The following is a 17,315-nucleotide window of genomic DNA, read 5'->3' as shown; positions in this document are numbered from 1 at the left end:
GACTCTACGCGTCGCGGCCGCGCAGCACCGCCCAGCCGCCGACGAGGGGGACGAGGCCCCAGGCCGCCAGCGTCAGCAGCGGGACGGCGAGGTCCTCGGCGCCGGGGGCAGTCACCTCGGCCGCGGCGTTCATCGGGAGGTACTCTGCGAGGTCGGCGATCCAGCTCCAGCTCTCACCGAACATCGCGAACAGGCTGAACACGATCGGCAGCACGAACAGCACGCCCACGGTCACCGCGATCGCTCCGGCGCCGTTGCGCAGGATGAACCCGAACCCGAGGCCGATGAGGGTGAAGACCACCATCGAGAGAACGCCCAGCGCGAGCGGCACGATCGACTCGTCCGGCGCCGACCAGTCGATCCCCTCGGCGACCAAGGGGGCGGTCGCCGCGATCGCCACGGCATAGATCACCACTGTCGTCACCGCGATCAGCACGCCGACGACGACCGCCTTCGCGGCCACGACGGCACCGCGACGCGGCTCGGCGGTGAGCGTGGAGCGGATCATCCCCGTCGAGTACTCGCCGGTGATGACGATCGCGCCGAGAATGCCGGCGACGAGCATCGTGAACTGCGTGGGCGAGAGGATCGCGCTGACCGCGGGAAAGCCGCCACCGAACTGGGCGGAGGCAGAGGCGATCATCATCGAGATGCCGATGGAAAGCAGGGCGGTGATCCCGAGCGACCACCACGTCGAACGCAGCGTCGTGACCTTGATCCATTCGCTGTGCAGCAGATGGACGAAGCTCAGCCGGTGCGGCGAGGCGGGGCGGGCGCCTGCGTCGGCACGCGTGGCGGGGGCGAGGGCGGTCATGCGATCTCCTTCGAGGTGTACTCGACGGCGTCGCCGGTGAGGGCGAGGTAGGCGTCTTCCAGCGATCCGGTGCGAGAGGTGAGCTCGTGGACGGCGATGCCGAGCGAGGCGGCCAGATCTCCGATGGATGCGGCGGTGACGCCGGAGATCTCGGCGACGCCGGGTGCCGACGCGGTGACGGTGACATCGGGCCCCGCGAGGGCGGCGACGAGCTCAGCCACGCGGGGCGAGCGCACCATGACGTTGTTGGTGGTCCAGGCCTGGACGAGCTCCGACAGCTCGGCATCCGCGAGCACCTCACCACGACCGAGGACGATCACGTGATCGGCGGTCTGCGCCATCTCGCTCATGAGATGGCTGGAGAGGAGCACGGTGCGCCCCTCCGCCGCGAGGTGCCGCACGAACTGGCGCACCCACCTCACGCCTTCGGGGTCGAGACCGTTCACCGGCTCGTCGAGGATGAGGGTGCGCGGGTCTCCGAGCAGCGCAGCGGCGATGCCGAGCCGCTGACCCATTCCGAGCGAGAACTTGCCCGCCCGCTTGCCAGCGACCGACTGGATGCCGGTGAGCTCGATCACCTCGTCGACGCGGGCGCGGCCGATCCCGTGCGTCGCCGCCATCGCCCGAAGGTGGGCGCGCGCCGAGCGGCCGGTGTGCACCGCCTTGGCGTCGAGCAGCACGCCGACCTCGGTCAGCGGTGAGCGCAGGCGCGCATAATTCTGACCCGCGACGGTCACGGTGCCGGACGTGGGCCGGTCGAGGCCGACGATCATCCGCATCGTGGTCGACTTGCCGGCTCCGTTCGGGCCGAGGAACCCGGTGACCTTCCCCGCCTGTACGGTGAACGACACATCGGACACCGCTGTTCTGTCTCCGAAGCGCTTCGTGAGCTGTTCTGCAACGATCATGCCCACCACGCTATGAGTCAGCTGCGCCCGAGCGCGTCAGCCTTCGGGATGAAACACGGGCGACCGAGTGGTACCACGGTGCCGGAAACGACGGATGCCTCGACCCTGGCCGGGTCGAGGCATCCGTCGCGGCCGATCACTGAGCGTCGCGGTCCTGCACGGAGAGCGCGCGCTCGACGCCGGCGAGGTTCTCGGCGACCAGGCGGCGCAGGGCCGGAGCCGCATCGGCGTTCGCCTCGAGCCACGCGCGCGTGGCGTCGCGGAGCGCGACGTCGGCGAGCGGAGCGGGGTAGAGGCCGACGATGAGGTACTGCGCGATCTGGTAGGTGCGCGAGTCCCAGATGGGCAGCAGCGACTCGAAGTAGCGCGCGACGAAGCCGCCGAGGAGGTCGCGGCCCGCCGGGTGCACGAACCCGAGCGCCGCAGCGCGGACGATGGTGTTCGGCTGGTCATCGCTGTCGACGAGCGACGACCACGCGGCAGCCTTCGCCTCGACCGACGGCAGTGCCGCCTTGGCCTGCGCCGCGAACTCGCCGCCCTTGGCGGTGTTGTCGGCGTCGAGGGCCTCGTCGATGTCGGCCGCCGTGACGACGCCGCCCGCGGCGAGCGACACCAGCAGCTGCCACGACAGGTCGGTGTCGATCGCCAGCCCCTTGAAGGTGACCTCGCCATCGCGGACCTGACGGACCTTCTCCCACTGGCCGGGGGTCGATGCGGCCGAGGCGAACGCGGTGACGAACTGCAGCTGGCTGTCGCTTCCGGCCTCAGCCTCCTGCGCGAGGTCCCACAGCGCTTCGGCGACCTTCGCGCGGGTGACGTCGCGCTTCTCGGGCGCGACGTACGAGTTCGCCGCGAGCTGCAACTGCGCGAGGGTCGTGCGGACCGTGGTCGACTCCGTCTCGGCGCCGATGTTGCGCAGAACCAGATCCACGTAGTCGGAAGCGGATGCCTCGGCATCGCGCGTCTGGTCCCACGCGGCACCCCAGACCAGCGAACGGGCGAGCGGGTCGCTGATCTTGCCCAGGTGGTCGATGGCCGTCTCGAGCGACCGGTCGTCGAGGCGGATCTTCGCGTACGCGAGGTCTTCGTCGTTCAGGAGCACGAGAGCGGGACGCTTCAGACCCTTCAGCTCGGGCACCTCGGTGAGGTCGCCGTCCACGTCGAGCTCGACGTGGTGCACGCGTACGAGCACACCGCCGTCGAGGTCGTAGAAGCCGACGCCGAGGCGGTGCGGCCGGATCGTGGGGTAGTCGGCGGGCGCCGTCTGCACGATCGCGAAGCGCGTGATGGCGCCGTCGACATCCGTCACGATCTCGGGCGACAGGGTGTTCACGCCCGCCGTCTCGAGCCACTTCTTCGACCACGTCGACAGCTCACGGCCGCTGGTGACCTCGAGCTCGGTGAGCAGGTCCGAAAGCTCGGTGTTCGACCACTCGTGCTTCTTGAAGTAGGCGGCGACGCCAGCGAAGAACGCCTCGATGCCGACCCACGCGGCGAGCTGCTTGAGCACCGAGCCGCCCTTGGCGTACGTGATGCCGTCGAAGTTGACCTGGACGTCCTCGAGGTCGTTGATCTGCGCGACGACGGGGTGTGTCGAGGGGAGCTGGTCCTGGCGGTACGCCCAGGTCTTCTCCATCGCGTTGAACGTGGTCCACGCCTCGGTCCACTCGGTGGCCTCGGCGGTGGCGATCGTCGACGCCCACTCGGCGAACGACTCGTTGAGCCACAGGTCGTTCCACCACTTCATCGTGACGAGGTCACCGAACCACATGTGGGCGAGCTCGTGCAGGATCGTGACGACGCGGCGCTCCTTGACGGCATCCGTCACCTTCGAGCGGAAGACGTACGTCTCGGTGAAGGTGACCGCGCCCGCGTTCTCCATCGCACCCGCGTTGAATTCCGGCACGAAGAGCTGGTCGTACTTGGCGAACGGGTAGGCGTAGTCGAACTTCTCCTCGAAGTACGTGAAGCCCTGGCGCGTCTTGTCGAAGATGTAGTCGGCGTCGAGGAACTGCCAGAGGCTCTTGCGGCCGTAGACCCCGAGCGGAATGACCCGGCCCGACGCGCTGGTCAGCTCCGAGAACGTCGCCTCGTAGGGTCCTGCGATGAGGGCCGTGATGTACGACGAGATGCGCGGCGTGGGCTCGAAGCGCCAGGTCGCGGTGCCGTCACCGTGCTTCTTCGGCTCGGGGGTGGGGGAGTTCGAGACGACCTTCCACGGCTCGGGCGCCGTGACCGTGAAGGCGAACGTGGCCTTCAGGTCGGGCTGCTCGAACACCGCGAAGACGCGGCGCGAGTCGGGCACCTCGAACTGCGAGTAGAGGTACACCTCTCCGTCGACAGGGTCGACGAAACGGTGCAGGCCCTCGCCCGTGTTCGTGTACAGGCAGTCCGCGTCGATCACGAGCTCGTTGTCGGCGGCCAGGTCGTCCAGCGCGATGCGCGAGTCCGCGAACACCGTCGCGGGGTCGATCGAGCGGCCGTTGAGCGTGATCTCGCGCACCTCGCGCGCGATCAGGTCGATGAACGTCGAGGCACCGGGCGTCGCGGTGAAGCGGACGACGGAGCGGGATCCGAAGACCTCGGCGCCCTTCGTCACGTCGAGAGCGACTTCGTACGACTGCGTGTCGACGATCGCGCGGCGCTCCTGCGCCTCGATGCGGGTGAGGTTCTCTCCAGGCACTGCTGTGGCTCCCATGGGTGAGGATGACGGAGGTGGTCGATCGGCTCGTCGCGCGAGCGTTCGATCCGGCGGCCGCCACCAGCGCTGCTGGCACCGATGACAACCGTCCCAGCCTATGTGGTGCGGGTGCTGGATTGTCGTCGGACATGGCTGCGGGCGTGCTCCATCGCCGAGGGGAGATCGGCGAACAGGTGGTTCTGATGACGGAGCGAGCCGAGCACGCCGACGGTTCGGAAGAGTTCCTCGTGTCCGGGTTGGACGCCCTTGATGAGCACGGTGACGCCTCGACGCTCCATGGTCTGCACGATCTCGGTGAGCACACGCGCACCGGTCGCGTCGACCAGTTCGAGCCGGGACATGCGCAGGATCACCACCGAGATGCCCGTGAGACCGGTCACCGCGTCGAACACCCGGTCCGCCGCCGCGAAGAAGAGCGGACCGTCCACACGCACGATCGCGATGTGCACGTCTTCCGCCGCCGGTTCGCCCGAGGGCGGTTCGCGGTGCACCGACGTCGCCCGCGAGATGTTGCGCAACGCGAAGAACCCCGCGCAGGCGACCCCGATCACGACGGCGACGATGAGATCGAACGACACGGTCACGACGGCCGTGAGGAGGAACGCGGCGGCGTCCGAGCGCGTGGAGCCCAGAATCGAACGGACGGTCGCGAGGTGGACCATGCGCACCGCGGTGAGCATCAGCACGCCGGCGAGCGCCGCCAACGGGATCGCGCTCACCGGACCCGCGGCGACCACGACGAACCCGAGCAGCACGGCGGCGTGCACGATTGCCGCCAGCCGCGAGCGTCCGCCTGAGCGAACGTTGACCGCGGTGCGTGCGATCGCGCCGGTGGCCGGCATACCTGCGAACAGTCCGGAGCCGATGGACGCGATCCCTTGACCGACCAGCTCGCGATCGGGGTCGTAGCTGCCGGTGTCGGCGAGCGAGGCGGCGACGCGCGCCGAGAGCAGCGACTCGATGGCCGCCAGGGCGGCCACCGTCACCGCGGGCAGCGCCAGAGCCCCGAGTTCGGCGGGGTCGAGTGACGCAAGCACGGGTGCGGGCAGCGTCGCGGGGAGCGGACCGATCACTGCCAGCGGATCGGGCACCACCAGGGCGAGCAGCGTGACGACGGCGATCCCGATCAGCGATCCTGGGATCGCGGGATGGATGCGCGGAGCCGCGAGCATGCAGGCGACCACCGTGCCGGCGGCCGCGAGCGCCCACGGCACATAGGCCCAGTCGGCCTCCGCGATCGCCTGCGCCGCTGCGATGACCGCGTGAGAGCTGTGCTCGCCCGCGGGGCTGAGCGTCGGCGAGACGAGCAGGGGCACCTGCTGCAGGAAGATGATCACGGCGATGCCGAGGGTGAATCCCTCGATGACGGGCCAGGGGATGATCGACACCGCGCGGCCGAGTCGCAGCAGTCCGGCGACGAGCACGAGGATCCCGGCGAGCATGCTGACGACCGCGACCGCGCCTGGTCCCTGTGAGGCGACGATGGGCACGAGGACGACGACCATCGCGCCCGTCGGCCCCGACACCTGCACATGTGATCCGCCGAAGACGGCCGCGAGCACACCCGCGACGATCGCGGTCACGAGCCCTGCCTCCGCTGTCAGCCCCGAACTCACCCCGAACCCGAGCGCGAGGGGGAGGGCGACGATCCCGACCGTGACCCCGGCGACGAGGTCCGCCCGCCACGTCCGGCGCAGTCCGCGATAGTCCTCGGGCGAGGGGAGAAGATTCCGCGCGTACGCAAACGCACGGCGCGTCCGGCTCGCCCGTGCGGCGGCATCCTTCCCGCTCATCGCGTGGGGAGCGCCGGGAGCGAGTCCGCGCCGGCGAGAAGGTCTCGATCGGACGACAGGACGTCGAGCAGCAGCGCGCGCGCAACGGCGAGCAGCTCGGCCACCTTGGCGTCGGCGAGCCGGTAGTACACATGGCTCGCGCGCCGCTCGGAGGCGACCAGGCGGTGCCGGCGCAGCACGGCGAGATGCTGGGAGAGGTGGGATGCCTCGAGGCCGGTCTCCGTCTGGAGCTCGGCCACGCTCAGCTCGTCGGCGGCCGAGAGCAGCTCCAGGATGCGGATCCGGAACGGGTGCGACAGCCCCTTGAAGAGGCCGGCCTTGACTTCGTACAGCGGTCGCTGCGCTCGTGTTAATGGCATGATGAAATCATCATATCGCCGGATCCGGCGGCGACGCGATGTCAGGATGGAGGGGTGACCTCCCCCGAGCAGCACGTCGTCCCCTTCGCCTCTCCCGCCGCCGCCCCCGGCGCGTCGTACGTCGACGAGCCCGTCGCGTACGACGGCATCCTCCTCGCGGGCTTCGGCGGGCCGGAGGGCCAGGACGACGTCATCCCGTTCCTCCGTAACGTCACGCGCGGCCGCGGGATCCCTGACGAGCGCCTCGAAGAGGTCGCGCACCACTACCGTCACTTCGGCGGCGTGAGCCCGATCAACGCACAGAACCGCGCGCTCAAGACGGCTCTCGAGGCCGAACTCGGGCGCCGGGGCCTCGACCTGCCGGTGTACTGGGGCAACCGCAACTGGGCACCGTACCTCGGCGAGGCGGTGACGGATGCCGCAGCCGCCGGTCACACGAATCTGCTGGCACTCGCCACCAGCGCCTATTCGTCGTTCTCGAGCTGCCGTCAGTACCGCGAGGACTTCGCCCGTGTTCTCACCGAGACCGGACTGGCCGGCGCTGTGACGATCGACAAGGTGCGGCAGTTCTTCGACCATCCCGGCTTCGTGCAGCCCTTTGTCGACGGCGTGCGCGATGCCGTGGCCGGGTTCCTCGCCGACGGCATCGCCCCCGAGGGCGTGCGGGTGCTGTTCTCGACCCACAGCATTCCGACGGCGGATGCTGAGCGCTCCGGTCCGCGAGAGGGCGACGAGCTGCACCGCGCACTGGGCGAGGGCGGCGCGTACGCTGCACAGCACATCGCCGTCGCCGAGGTCGTCATGGCGACCGTCGCCGCCGAGATCGCCGGCGCCGACCGCGTCGCGTGGGACCTCGTCTACCAGTCGCGTTCCGGACCGCCGAGCCAGCCGTGGCTCGAGCCCGACATCAACGATGTCATCGCGGAGCTTCCGGGCGCCGGCGTGGAAGCGCTCGCGATCGTGCCGGTCGGCTTCATGAGCGACCACATGGAGGTCCTGTGGGACCTCGACACCGAGGCGATGGAGGCTGCCGCCGAGGTCGGCATCCGCGCGGTGCGCACGCCGACGCCGGGCGTCGACCCGGTCTTCGTGGCCGGCCTCGTCGACCTCGTCGAGGAGCGCCTGAACGGCACGCCCGCGGGGGAGCGGCCCCACGCGACCGACCTCGGACCCTGGTTCGACGTCTGCCGTCCCGCCTGCTGCGAGAACGTGCGCGCAGGCTTCAAGCCGGCCGCCGCGGGCATCGCGCCCTGAGCGAGCGAACTGCCTGAGCGGACCGCGTGCTGCGGCCGCAGCATCCTTCTTCCCCCTCCACCAGCCCTCTCTAGGATTGAGCCCATGCGCATCCACATCGCGACCGACCACGCCGGCCTCGAGTTCTCGACGCAGCTGCAGCACCATCTCGCGGCCGCAGGCCACGAGGTCGTCGACCACGGCCCGATCGAATACGACCCGCTCGATGACTACCCGGCGTTCTGCATCCGCGCGGCCCAGGCCGTCGTGCGCGACCAGGCCGCCGGCATCGAGGCGCTCGGCGTCGTCTTCGGCGGCTCGGGCAACGGCGAGCAGATCGCCGCGAACAAGGTCGTGGGCGTGCGCGCCGCACTCGCGTGGAGCATCGCCACGGCGGAGCTCGCTCGCGAGCACAACGACGCGAACGTCATCGCGATCGGTGCACGCCAGCACACGTTCGAAGAGGCCGCGAGCTTCATCGACCGCTTCATCGCGACGCCGTTCTCCGGCGAGGAGCGCCATGCGCGCCGCATCGCCCAGCTCGCCGCCTATGAGGAGGACGGCACCCTCGAGCCCGACCCGCGAGCTGTCGCCGGGCAGCCCGACGTCCTCGCCGCCGACGACAGCTCATTCGACCCCGAAGCCGGCTGAGCCGTGCCGGAGGGGCATTCCGTCCATCGCATCGCCCGCCAGTTCGACCGCAACTTCGTCGGCCGCTCCGTCGCGGCGTCGAGCCCGCAGGGACGCTTCGTCGAGGGCTCCGCGATCCTGAGCGGGCGCACCGCGACGTCGGTACGGGCCGTCGGCAAGCAGATGTTCCTCGAGTTCGACGACGACTGGTGGCTGCGCGTGCACCTCGGCATGTACGGTGCGTGGGACTTCGCGGGCGAGATCCTCGTGGATCCGACCATCGCATCGGCCAACGGGCGCATGGGCCAGACGAACCAGCGAGGCGCCGACCTCGATGACCCGATCCTCGACACCGCCGGCGAGAACTCGCTGACCTCGATCGGAGCCCCCCGCCGCACGCGCGTCCACGTGCGCATGTCGGAGCAGACCACCGGGCTCGCCGACGAGGGGGACGAGTGGCCGCCGCCCGTGGTCGGTCAGGTGCGGCTCCGCCTGCTCACGGAGGTGACGTGTGCCGACCTGCGCGGCCCGACGGCCTGCGAGCTGCAGACGCCGGAAGAGGTCGCCGCGACCATCGCGAAGCTCGGACCGGACCCGCTGGTCGATGACGTCGTGGAGGGGGAGGAGCGGTTCACGTCGGTCGTGCGTCGCAAGCCGACCTCCATCGGCCTGCTGCTCATGGACCAGAACGTGGTGAGCGGCATCGGCAACGTGTACCGCGCCGAGCTGCTGTTCCGGGCGCGCCAGAACCCCCACACGCCGGGGCGCGACGTCCCCGAGGAGGTCGTCCGCGACATCTGGCGGGACTGGGTGCGACTCCTGGCGATCGGCGTCGAGACCGGCCAGATGATGACGATGGACGACCTCGACCCCGAGGCGTATCGTGCGGCGATGGCCAGTCGCGACGACCGCCACTGGGTCTACCACCGCGCGGGTCTCCCGTGCCGGGTGTGCGGCACCGCGATCGTGGTCGAGGAGGCCGCGGGGCGGAAGCTCTACTGGTGCCCGTTCTGCCAGGCCTGACGGTGCCGCCGGGGCCCGAACCCGCGAATAGGCTGGGCGCATGCGTCAGAACCCGAGCTTCGCGATGTCGGATGCCGGCGAGATCCGCCGGCTCATCGAGCAGAATCCGTGGGTCACGATCGTCTCGTCGACCGACACCGGGCTGGTCGCGTCGCACTACGCCGTGCTGCTGGACAGTGACGTCCACCACGGGGATCGCGATGATCTCACGATCGTGGGGCACGTCGGCAAGCCCGACGACCTCATCCACGGTCTCGGAGAGCGTGAGCTGCTCGTGGTGGTGCAGGGCCCGCATGGATACATCTCGCCGGGGTGGTACGGCGACGTCCCCAGCGTGCCGACGTGGAACTTCGTGACGGCGCACCTGACCGGCGTCCCCGAGCTGCTGAGCCCGGAGGAGAACCTCCAGGTGCTCGAGCGCCTCGTCGCGCGCTTCGAGAGCGGCCTGCCGCAGCCGCGCCTCATGTGGGAGCCACCGAACGATCCGGAGTACGTGCGCAGGCTCGAGAAGGGCACGGTCGGCTTCCGGCTCACGCCGACCAAGGTCGTCGGCAAGCGCAAGCTGAGCCAGAACAAGCCCGATGAGACGGTCGAGACCGTCCTCGTGGAACTCGAGTCCGGCACGAGCCCCTACGCCGATCCGCGGCTGGCGGCCGAGATGCGCCGCGATCTCGAGACCCGCAAGGCCGCCCGGTGACGGCCACACGCGGCGAAGCCCTCGACGTCATCGCGAACGCGCGGCTCACCGGTTCCGACCGCACCGATCCGTTCGGCGCTGACCCGGTCGACGTGCACCTCGCCGAGGGGCTCGTGGTCGACATCGCGCCCGCGGGGGCGCTGCCGCGTCACGGGCACGTGCTGGACGCCGACGGCGGGTGGGTCATCCCCGGTCTCTGGGACCACCACGTCCACATCGTGCAGTGGGCGCTCTCCGCCCAGCGGGTCGCCCTCGGAGAGGCGGCGTCGGCGGCGCACGCGGCGGCGCTCATGGCCGTGGCCGAGGCACTGCCCGACGGACGCCGCGTGGGCACCGGCTTCCGGGACGCCTTCTGGGCCGACACGCCCGACCTCGCCCTCCTGGATGCCGCGACAGGCGAGATTCCGACCTACCTCATCAACGCCGACGTGCACAGCGTGTGGCTGAACTCGGCGGCCCTGCGCCGCGAGGGGTTCGAGCCGGACGGGTCCGGCCTCCTCCGTGAGGAGCCGGCGTTCGAGATCTCGCGCCGCCTCAACGACGTCGACGCGTCGGTGTCCGATCCGCTCGTGACGCGCATGGCGCAGGATGCGGCATCCCGCGGCGTCGTGGGGATCGTCGATCTCGACATGTCGTGGAACGAGCACGCGTGGGCGCGGCGGCTCGCCGCCGGGTTCGACGCCCTGCGGGTCTCCTTCGGGATCTACCCACAATTCCTCGACCGGGCCATCGCCGACGGACTCCAGACGGGGGACGCGGTCAAGGGCGCAGCATCCGATCTCGTCCGCGTCGGCCCCCTCAAGGTGATCACCGATGGCTCGCTCGGCACCCGCACCGCCGCGTGCTCCCACGCATATCCGGACGATCCGCACAACCACGGCCTGATCACGGTCGACCTCGCGACGCTCGTCGACCTCATGACGCGGGCCACGGCGGCGGGCATCGCATCGGCGATCCACGCGATCGGCGACGTCGCGAACTCGCACGCGCTCGATGCCTTCGCCGCGACGGGCGCATGGGGCACCATCGAGCACGCGCAGCTCGTCGCCCACGCCGACATCCCGCGGTTCGCGCGGCTGGGGATCGGCGCGAGCGTCCAGCCCGAACATGCCCTCGACGACCGCGACCTGACCGACACCGTATGGGCGGGTCAGACCGCGCAGCCGTATCCGCTGCGGGCTCTCGCCGATACGGGTGCGAACCTGCTCTTCGGCTCCGATGCGCCCGTCTCGCCGCTCGATCCGTGGGCGGCGATGGCGGCCGCCGTGTTCCGCACCCGCGGGGGCCGGGAGCCGTGGCAGCCGGCGCAGCGCGTCGACGCCGCGACGGCGCTGGCCGCCTCGACGCGGGACGGCTCCGCCGAGCCCGCGCGCATCGATCCCGGCGACGCCGCCGACCTCGCGATCTGCGAGCACGACCCCCTCGCCGTCGGCGAGCCGGCGCTGCGCGGGATGAAGGTGGCCGCGACGATGCTGGCGGGACGCCTCACCCACGTGGACTGAGGCGCGGGCCTCTGCGGGGGTCTGCCCCCGTATCGGTCTGGGAGCACATCGGATGCCGCGCCGTCGTCGGCGTCGCGAAGCTGGGAACATGAGTTCCGAGGGAGACACCGATGACCGCCGCCACCACTGAGCCGGCTCCGCTCCAACCCGTCGCGTCCCGCCCTGCCTCCGGGTTCTGGACGTCCTACGGGCAGGCGTGGGTCCGCACCCCCGGAAGTGCGTTGTACCTGCTCGCGGTGTTCGTCCTCGCGATGGTGTCGGTGAGCGTGCTCGCCTCCCTGTTCTGGACGGGCGTCGGGTTGCTGATCCTCGTGATCGGGCTGCCGCTCATCGTGCTGACGCTGCTCATCGCGCGCGGCTTCGGCGTCGTCGACAGGTTCCTCCTCCTGCTGACCGGCCAGACCGAGATCCCCGAGCCGGAGTGGAATCGCGACAAGCCGGAGACGACGGGCTTCTGGATGACGCTGACCCGCCCGATCCGCAATGCGCACTATTGGCTGTACCTCGTGCACGGCATGATCGTGAACCCGATCGTCAGCACCATCTCGTTCACCCTCACGGTCGTATGGCTGAGCGTCGGCCTCGGCGGTCTCACCTACTGGTTCTGGGGGCTCTTCCTGCCTCGCAGCTGGAATGCCGACGGCTCGGGTGGGGAGTGGGGGCACTACGTCGCAGACTTCATACCGTGGCTCTTCGGCGGCTGGTCGAGCTGGGCCGTGGAGGTCGCGCTCTATCTCATCGCCGGAATCGTCTTCACCTTCACGATGCCGTGGGTGCTCGGCGCCCTCGCGCGCGGCCACCACGCGATCGCGAAGGGCATGCTCGGCCGGTGGGAGTCGGACGAGCTGGCCGCCGAGGTCCGCGCCGAAGCCGCGGCGCGCGGCGCCGCGGTGCACGCCGAGGACCTCGCACTGCGTCGCCTCGAGCGCGACATCCACGACGGCCCGCAGCAGCGCCTGGTGCGGCTGCAGATGGACCTCGCCGCGCTGGAGCGGCGCGCCGAGTCCGGAGACACGGATGCTGCCGCCGACCTCGCGCGGGAGGCGCGAGGTCACGCGAAGGCGGCGCTGGATGAGCTGCGGGCGCTGTCCAGCGGGGTCGCACCGCCGCTGCTGCAGGACCGCGGTCTCGCTGCCGCCCTGGACGCCGTGGCGACCGCGTCGCCGCTGTGGGTGCAAGTCGACGTCGACCCCTCGATCGACCGCGCCGTCAGCCAGGAGGCGGCGCGCACCGTCTACTTCGTGGTCGCCGAGCTCATGACGAACGCCGTCAAGCACTCCGGAGCCACCGCGGCGACCCTGCGCGCCTCATTGCGTCGCAGTGCGGCCGGGACGGCGACGCACCTCGACGTCTGGGTCGTGGACAACGGCGGCGGGGGCGCGGCGATCACGCCGGGCCACGGGCTCGAGGGCCTGCACGAGCGGGTCGCCGGGCTCCGCGGAGTGCTGGTCGTGACGAGCCCGGTCGGCGGGCCGACGTCGGTCGGAGCCCACATCCCTCTTACGGTCGCGCCGTGACACGCGCCTATCCTGAGGGGATGTCCGCCTCGTCCGATTCCGCGCCGCTGCGCGTCGTCCTGTTCGAGGACTCCGTCCTCCTGCGGGAGGGGCTCGTCCGGCTGTTCGACGAGGCCGGATACACGACGGCCGGCGCCTGGGGCGACGCCGAGGATGTGGTGGGCCGCGTTCGTGAAGCCCGGGCCGACGTTGCGATCCTCGACGTCCGCCTGCCCCCGGGCTTCCGCGACGAGGGCATCCGCGCGGCCCTGGCAGTGCGCGCCGCGCTTCCCGCCGTCGGAATCCTCGTGCTCAGCCAGTACGTCGAGGGGGTCTACGCGAAGGAGCTTCTCGCGGGCGGAGAGGGCGGCGTCGGCTACCTCCTGAAGGACCGCGTCACATCCCTGGAAGAATTCACGGATGCCGTCCGCCGTGTCCGCGAGCGCGGGACGGTGCTCGATCCACTCGTCGTGCAGGGGCTGCTCTCAGCGCGACCCGATCCGCTCTCCACGCTCACACCGCGCGAACGCGACGTGCTCACCCTCATGGCGGAGGGACGCAGCAACGCGAGCATCGCGCAACGGCTGTTCATCGGCGTCGGAGCGGTGGAGAAGAACATCAGCGCCATCTTCGCGAAGCTCGGTCTTGAAGAGTCGGGCACCGAGCATCGCAGGGTCCTGGCAGTGCTCGCCTTTCTGCAGCATCCGTGACGCCCGCCGCTCGTTCCGTCAGCGAGGCACGAGCGCGTCGAAACGCCCTCAGCCTCGTGATGAGGTTGAGGGCGTTTCGACGCGCGGGCTCGCTCAACGAGCGAGGACAGGCATCACTCGGCGAGGTGCGCGAAGAGGAACCAGCGGTCCTTCTCGAGCGACTCCTTGATGCCGATCGCGATGTCCTGGCTCGTGAGGTCGAACTCGTCGAGCCCGTCGATCGCGGCCTGCGTGTCGGCGATGGCGGTGTCCATGTCGGAGATCACGTTGCGGATCAGCGCGTCCCACTGGGTGAAGCCTGCAGGGACCGCCGTAGAGGTCTTCTGCGCGACCGTTCCGACACGGGCGTCGATCGGGAGTCCGAGGGCCACGATGCGCTCAGCCGCCTGGTCGGCGCCGGCCTGTGCGTGGAGCACCACCGAGTCCAGCAGTTCGTGGATGGCGATGAAGTTCGCGCCCCGCACGTTCCAGTGCGCCTGCTTTCCGTTCACGGCCAGCGCCTGAAGGCCCAGGACAACGGGGGTGAGGAACTGCGCCGTCGCGGCGGCGACGTCGGGGTTCGCTGCGGTAGCGGGGGTGGTCTGGGTGTTCGTCATGTCTCTCGCCTCCATCGTTCGGAGGGTCGCTCAGCTCAGCGGTCTTCCTCCAGTGACTGCAACGCTACTCACGAGGAGTCATTCCGCAAGCAAGAGAAGGCTGGGCTAAACCGGGGAATCCGCGCCGTCCGTGCGGGCGAGCCGCGCGACAGCGGCTAACGTCGATTCGTGCCTTCCGCCGATCACGACCTCGGACCGCAGCATCTGGGCGCTCCCGCCAAGACCGTGACCCGCGAGCCCCGCGATCGCTCACCCGAACACGCGGAGCCCTCGCGCTTCATCCCGCACGTGCAGGGCCTGCGCGCGATCGCCGTCCTGTGCGTCGTGCTCTACCACTTCTGGCCCGGCCGGCTCACCGGCGGTTACATCGGCGTCGACATCTTCTTCGTGATCTCGGGCTTCCTCATCACGGCGCACCTGATGCGCGAGCTCACAGCGACCGGCACGGTGCGGCTGGGCCAGTTCTGGGCGCGCCGCGCACGACGCCTTCTCCCTGCGTCCCTCCTCGTCCTGCTCTTCTGCGCGGTCGTCGTGATGTCGCCCTACCTCATGCCCACGTCGGCATTGCCAAACGAGGTGCGCGAGATCCTGGCGTCGACGTTCTACGTCGAGAACTGGTACCTGGCTCTCAATTCCGCCGACTACCTCAACCACTCCGGTTCGCCCACCACGGTGCAGCACTACTGGTCCCTGTCGCTGGAAGAGCAGTTCTACGTGATGTGGCCGCTCATCATGCTGCTGGCCGCGTGGATCGGCGTGAAGTTCTTCCGCGGCGCGCGTCGGCGGACGATCATCATGGCCCTCGGCATCGTGACCGTGGTCTCCTTCGTGTTCTGCGTCGTCTTCACGATCACGAATCCGGCGCCCGCCTACTTCGTCACATTCGGCCGAATGTGGCAATTCGGAGTCGGAGCCCTCATCGCGCTGGTGCCGGTGCTGCGCATACGTCACGCGATCGGCAGCTTCGTGCTCGGCTGGGGCGGCATCCTGCTGCTTCTGTACGTCGCCTTCACGTTCGACGGTCAGACGCCGTTCCCCGGTTACATGGCCGCGCTGCCGACCTTAGGCGCGGCCGCGGTCATCGCTGCGTCGAACACCGCACGCTGGTGGTACCCGACGCGCGTCCTCGCGATCCGTCCGGCGCAGTTCGTCGGAGACATCTCGTACTCGCTGTATCTCTGGCACTGGCCGTTGATCGTCATCGCGCCCTCGGTGCCGTTCTGGGGCCTCACGATCTACCATCGCGTGGCGCTCCTGGTTTTGTGCTTCGTGCTCGGGTGGCTCACGAAGCGGTTCGTGGAGGATCCGGCCCGGGGCTGGAAGGTGCTCACCTCGCGGCCCGCCCGCGTGACGCTGTGGTCGTCGCTCGCGGCGATGGTCGTGGTGGGACTCGTCGCGGCCTCCGCGTGGTTCGTCAACGCGCCGTTGTACAACCAGGGCACGCGCGACATCGCCGAGCTGCAGCAGAACCCGCCGGAGTGCTTCGGTGCGGCATCCGTGCTCGACTCCGCCTGTGGCGGCGCGGACTTCGGCGACACGATCCTGCCTGCACCCGGCTTCGCCGGCATCGACCGGCCCGAGAGTCCGGACTGCTTCGTGCAGCTCACCGATTCGCGACCCGTCTCATGCACCTTCGGCTCGGATGACCCCGACGCACCGCGCATCGCGCTCATCGGCGACAGCCACGCCTACCAGCTGCTGTCCACGTTCCAGCGCATGGCCGACGAGAACGGCTGGCAGCTGGTGACCTGGTTCAAGGGCGCATGCCCCTGGAACACGACGCCGCTGTCGACACCGGGGGCGTTCGGCGCCGCCTGCACCGAGTGGCGCGACCGCGTGCAGAACGCGATCGACGACGCCGACCTCGACGGCGTTTTCACGGCGGCGATAGCGACCACGCCGTACTCGTCCGCGGGGTACGACTCGTCGTACGACGCGGCCGTGGCCGGCTACCGTGATGCGTGGAGCACGGTCACGGAGCGCGGCATCCCCGTGATCACCGTGGTCGACAACCCGGTGTGGGAGACGGATCCGAACAAGTGCCTGCGCACGCGCGACGTCTCGGAGTGCGAGGGCGCCCGGTCGGATGTGCTCGTGGAGGACGATCCGCTGCGGGCCGCAGCATCCGGTCTCGATTCGGTCACTCTGCTCGACTTCACCGACGTCTTCTGCGGCACCGAGACGTGCGCGCCGGTGGTGGGCGGGGCGAACATCTATCGCGACCAGGACCACCTGACGGTCACCTTCGCCGACACGCTGGCCCCGTGGTACACCGAAGCCATCGAGGTGGCGCTGGCCAATAGAGTCGCCTCATGACGATCGCACCCGGAGCATCGGTCCTCACCGCCGCGGGCAGGACGCCCTCGCTCGATCCGACGTCGTTCATCGCAGACGGCGCCCGCGTCGTCGGGGGTGTGACCCTCGGCCCCGGTGCCAGCGTCTGGTACAACGCGGTGCTCCGCGCCGACGGCGACACCATCACGGTCGGGGCGAACAGCAACCTGCAGGACAACGTCTCCGTCCACGTCGACGCGGGCAGGCCCGTCGTCATCGGCGAGAACGTCTCGGTCGGGCACAACGCCGTCGTGCATGGTTGCACGATCGGCGACGGCTCGCTCATCGGCATGGGCGCCGTCGTGCTCAACGGCGCGAAGATCGGATCCGGATGCCTCGTCGCCGGCGGCGCAGTCGTGCTCGAGGGGTCAGAGATCCCGGACGGCTCCCTCGTCGCCGGCGTGCCGGCGAAGGTGCGCCGCGAGCTGACCGATGAGGAACGCGCCGGACTGCTGCGCAACGCCGAGCACTACCTCGCGCACATCGACGAGCATCGCGACGCAGCGCCCCCCGGCTGAG

Annotated in this window: 15 protein-coding genes; 9 read left to right on the top strand and 6 right to left on the bottom strand. The window is 70.0% G+C overall.

Annotated features, from left to right (window positions below):
- Nucleotides 1-4: 4 nt before the first annotated feature.
- From MRBLWH3_RS13200 to MRBLWH3_RS13180, 5 genes are all read right to left on the bottom strand, one after another.
- A complete protein-coding gene (locus MRBLWH3_RS13200; protein WP_363432674.1) occupies nt 5-814 on the bottom strand; it encodes an ABC transporter permease subunit in 810 nt (269 codons plus the stop codon).
- Nucleotides 811-1,722, bottom strand: a complete 912-nt coding sequence (locus MRBLWH3_RS13195) for an ABC transporter ATP-binding protein (protein WP_363432671.1) — start codon at nt 1,720-1,722, stop codon at nt 811-813. Before MRBLWH3_RS13195 ends, MRBLWH3_RS13200 begins: the two co-directional genes overlap by 4 nt.
- Nucleotides 1,723-1,858: 136 nt before the next feature.
- Nucleotides 1,859-4,405 (bottom strand): aminopeptidase N, encoded by a 2,547-nt coding sequence (pepN, locus tag MRBLWH3_RS13190; protein WP_363435501.1) that lies wholly within the window; start codon nt 4,403-4,405, stop codon nt 1,859-1,861.
- A 113-nt stretch (nt 4,406-4,518) separates the two neighbouring features.
- Nucleotides 4,519-6,216 carry a SulP family inorganic anion transporter gene (locus tag MRBLWH3_RS13185; RefSeq protein WP_363432668.1) on the bottom strand — a complete coding sequence of 566 codons (1,698 nt, stop codon included), beginning with the start codon at nt 6,214-6,216 and terminating at the stop codon, nt 4,519-4,521.
- The gene (locus MRBLWH3_RS13180; RefSeq protein ID WP_363432665.1) at nt 6,213-6,575 is read right to left on the bottom strand and encodes an ArsR/SmtB family transcription factor; all 363 of its coding nucleotides are present in this window, start codon (nt 6,573-6,575) and stop codon (nt 6,213-6,215) included. Before MRBLWH3_RS13180 ends, MRBLWH3_RS13185 begins: the two co-directional genes overlap by 4 nt.
- A 54-nt stretch (nt 6,576-6,629) precedes the next feature.
- Between MRBLWH3_RS13180 and MRBLWH3_RS13175 the strand changes: the two genes are divergently transcribed.
- The 7 genes from MRBLWH3_RS13175 (at nt 6,630) to MRBLWH3_RS13145 (ending at nt 13,866) form a co-directional block, all read left to right on the top strand.
- A complete protein-coding gene (locus tag MRBLWH3_RS13175) occupies nt 6,630-7,829 on the top strand; it encodes a ferrochelatase (RefSeq protein WP_363432662.1) in 1,200 nt (399 codons plus the stop codon).
- An 84-nt stretch (nt 7,830-7,913) separates the two neighbouring features.
- Entirely contained in the window at nt 7,914-8,459 is a 546-nt protein-coding gene (locus MRBLWH3_RS13170; protein ID WP_363432660.1) for a ribose-5-phosphate isomerase, read from the top strand.
- 3 nt (nt 8,460-8,462) lie between these two features.
- A complete protein-coding gene (locus MRBLWH3_RS13165) occupies nt 8,463-9,461 on the top strand; it encodes an Fpg/Nei family DNA glycosylase (RefSeq protein WP_363432657.1) in 999 nt (332 codons plus the stop codon).
- Nucleotides 9,462-9,501: 40 nt separating this feature from the next.
- Nucleotides 9,502-10,158: an FMN-binding negative transcriptional regulator gene (locus MRBLWH3_RS13160; protein ID WP_363432654.1), complete on the top strand. Its 657-nt coding sequence runs from the start codon at nt 9,502-9,504 to the stop codon at nt 10,156-10,158.
- A complete protein-coding gene (locus MRBLWH3_RS13155; protein ID WP_363432652.1) occupies nt 10,155-11,660 on the top strand; it encodes an amidohydrolase in 1,506 nt (501 codons plus the stop codon). Before MRBLWH3_RS13160 ends, MRBLWH3_RS13155 begins: the two co-directional genes overlap by 4 nt.
- A 110-nt stretch (nt 11,661-11,770) precedes the next feature.
- Nucleotides 11,771-13,177: a sensor histidine kinase gene (locus tag MRBLWH3_RS13150; protein WP_363432649.1), complete on the top strand. Its 1,407-nt coding sequence runs from the start codon at nt 11,771-11,773 to the stop codon at nt 13,175-13,177.
- Nucleotides 13,178-13,197: 20 nt separating this feature from the next.
- A complete protein-coding gene (locus MRBLWH3_RS13145; protein WP_363432646.1) occupies nt 13,198-13,866 on the top strand; it encodes a response regulator transcription factor in 669 nt (222 codons plus the stop codon).
- A 113-nt stretch (nt 13,867-13,979) separates the two neighbouring features.
- Here the strand turns inward: MRBLWH3_RS13145 and MRBLWH3_RS13140 are convergent, their stop codons facing one another.
- Nucleotides 13,980-14,462: a Dps family protein gene (locus MRBLWH3_RS13140; RefSeq protein ID WP_363432643.1), complete on the bottom strand. Its 483-nt coding sequence runs from the start codon at nt 14,460-14,462 to the stop codon at nt 13,980-13,982.
- A 168-nt stretch (nt 14,463-14,630) separates the two neighbouring features.
- Here MRBLWH3_RS13140 and MRBLWH3_RS13135 point away from each other — a divergent pair, with 168 nt between their 5' ends.
- Nucleotides 14,631-16,778, top strand: a complete 2,148-nt coding sequence (locus tag MRBLWH3_RS13135) for an acyltransferase family protein (protein WP_363432640.1) — start codon at nt 14,631-14,633, stop codon at nt 16,776-16,778.
- Complete coding sequence (locus MRBLWH3_RS13130) at nt 16,775-17,314, top strand: gamma carbonic anhydrase family protein (RefSeq protein ID WP_363432637.1); 540 nt, start codon at nt 16,775-16,777, stop codon at nt 17,312-17,314. The genes MRBLWH3_RS13135 and MRBLWH3_RS13130 overlap by 4 nt, the downstream gene beginning before the upstream one ends.
- The last annotated feature ends 1 nt before the right edge of the window (nt 17,315 follow it).

It is taken from the genome of Microbacterium sp. LWH3-1.2, assembly GCF_040675855.1.
In the GTDB taxonomy this organism is placed as follows: domain Bacteria; phylum Actinomycetota; class Actinomycetes; order Actinomycetales; family Microbacteriaceae; genus Microbacterium.
Note: the sequence above shows the minus strand (reverse complement) of the source record. Positions and strands in the feature narration are given on the sequence as shown.

Bases quoted from the DNA above. Each gene is read 5' to 3' on its own strand.
- MRBLWH3_RS13195 (WP_363432671.1), bottom strand. From the start codon at position 1,722: ATGATCGTTGCAGAACAGCTCACGAAGCGCTTCGGAGACAGAACAGCG.
- MRBLWH3_RS13200 (WP_363432674.1), bottom strand. From the start codon at position 814: ATGACCGCCCTCGCCCCCGCCACGCGTGCCGACGCAGGCGCCCGCCCC.
- MRBLWH3_RS13170 (WP_363432660.1), top strand. From the start codon at position 7,914: ATGCGCATCCACATCGCGACCGACCACGCCGGCCTCGAGTTCTCGACG.
- MRBLWH3_RS13130 (WP_363432637.1), top strand. From the start codon at position 16,775: ATGACGATCGCACCCGGAGCATCGGTCCTCACCGCCGCGGGCAGGACG.
- MRBLWH3_RS13160 (WP_363432654.1), top strand. From the start codon at position 9,502: ATGCGTCAGAACCCGAGCTTCGCGATGTCGGATGCCGGCGAGATCCGC.
- MRBLWH3_RS13180 (WP_363432665.1), bottom strand. From the start codon at position 6,575: ATGCCATTAACACGAGCGCAGCGACCGCTGTACGAAGTCAAGGCCGGC.
- MRBLWH3_RS13145 (WP_363432646.1), top strand. From the start codon at position 13,198: ATGTCCGCCTCGTCCGATTCCGCGCCGCTGCGCGTCGTCCTGTTCGAG.
- MRBLWH3_RS13150 (WP_363432649.1), top strand. From the start codon at position 11,771: ATGACCGCCGCCACCACTGAGCCGGCTCCGCTCCAACCCGTCGCGTCC.
- MRBLWH3_RS13185 (WP_363432668.1), bottom strand. From the start codon at position 6,216: ATGAGCGGGAAGGATGCCGCCGCACGGGCGAGCCGGACGCGCCGTGCG.
- MRBLWH3_RS13140 (WP_363432643.1), bottom strand. From the start codon at position 14,462: ATGACGAACACCCAGACCACCCCCGCTACCGCAGCGAACCCCGACGTC.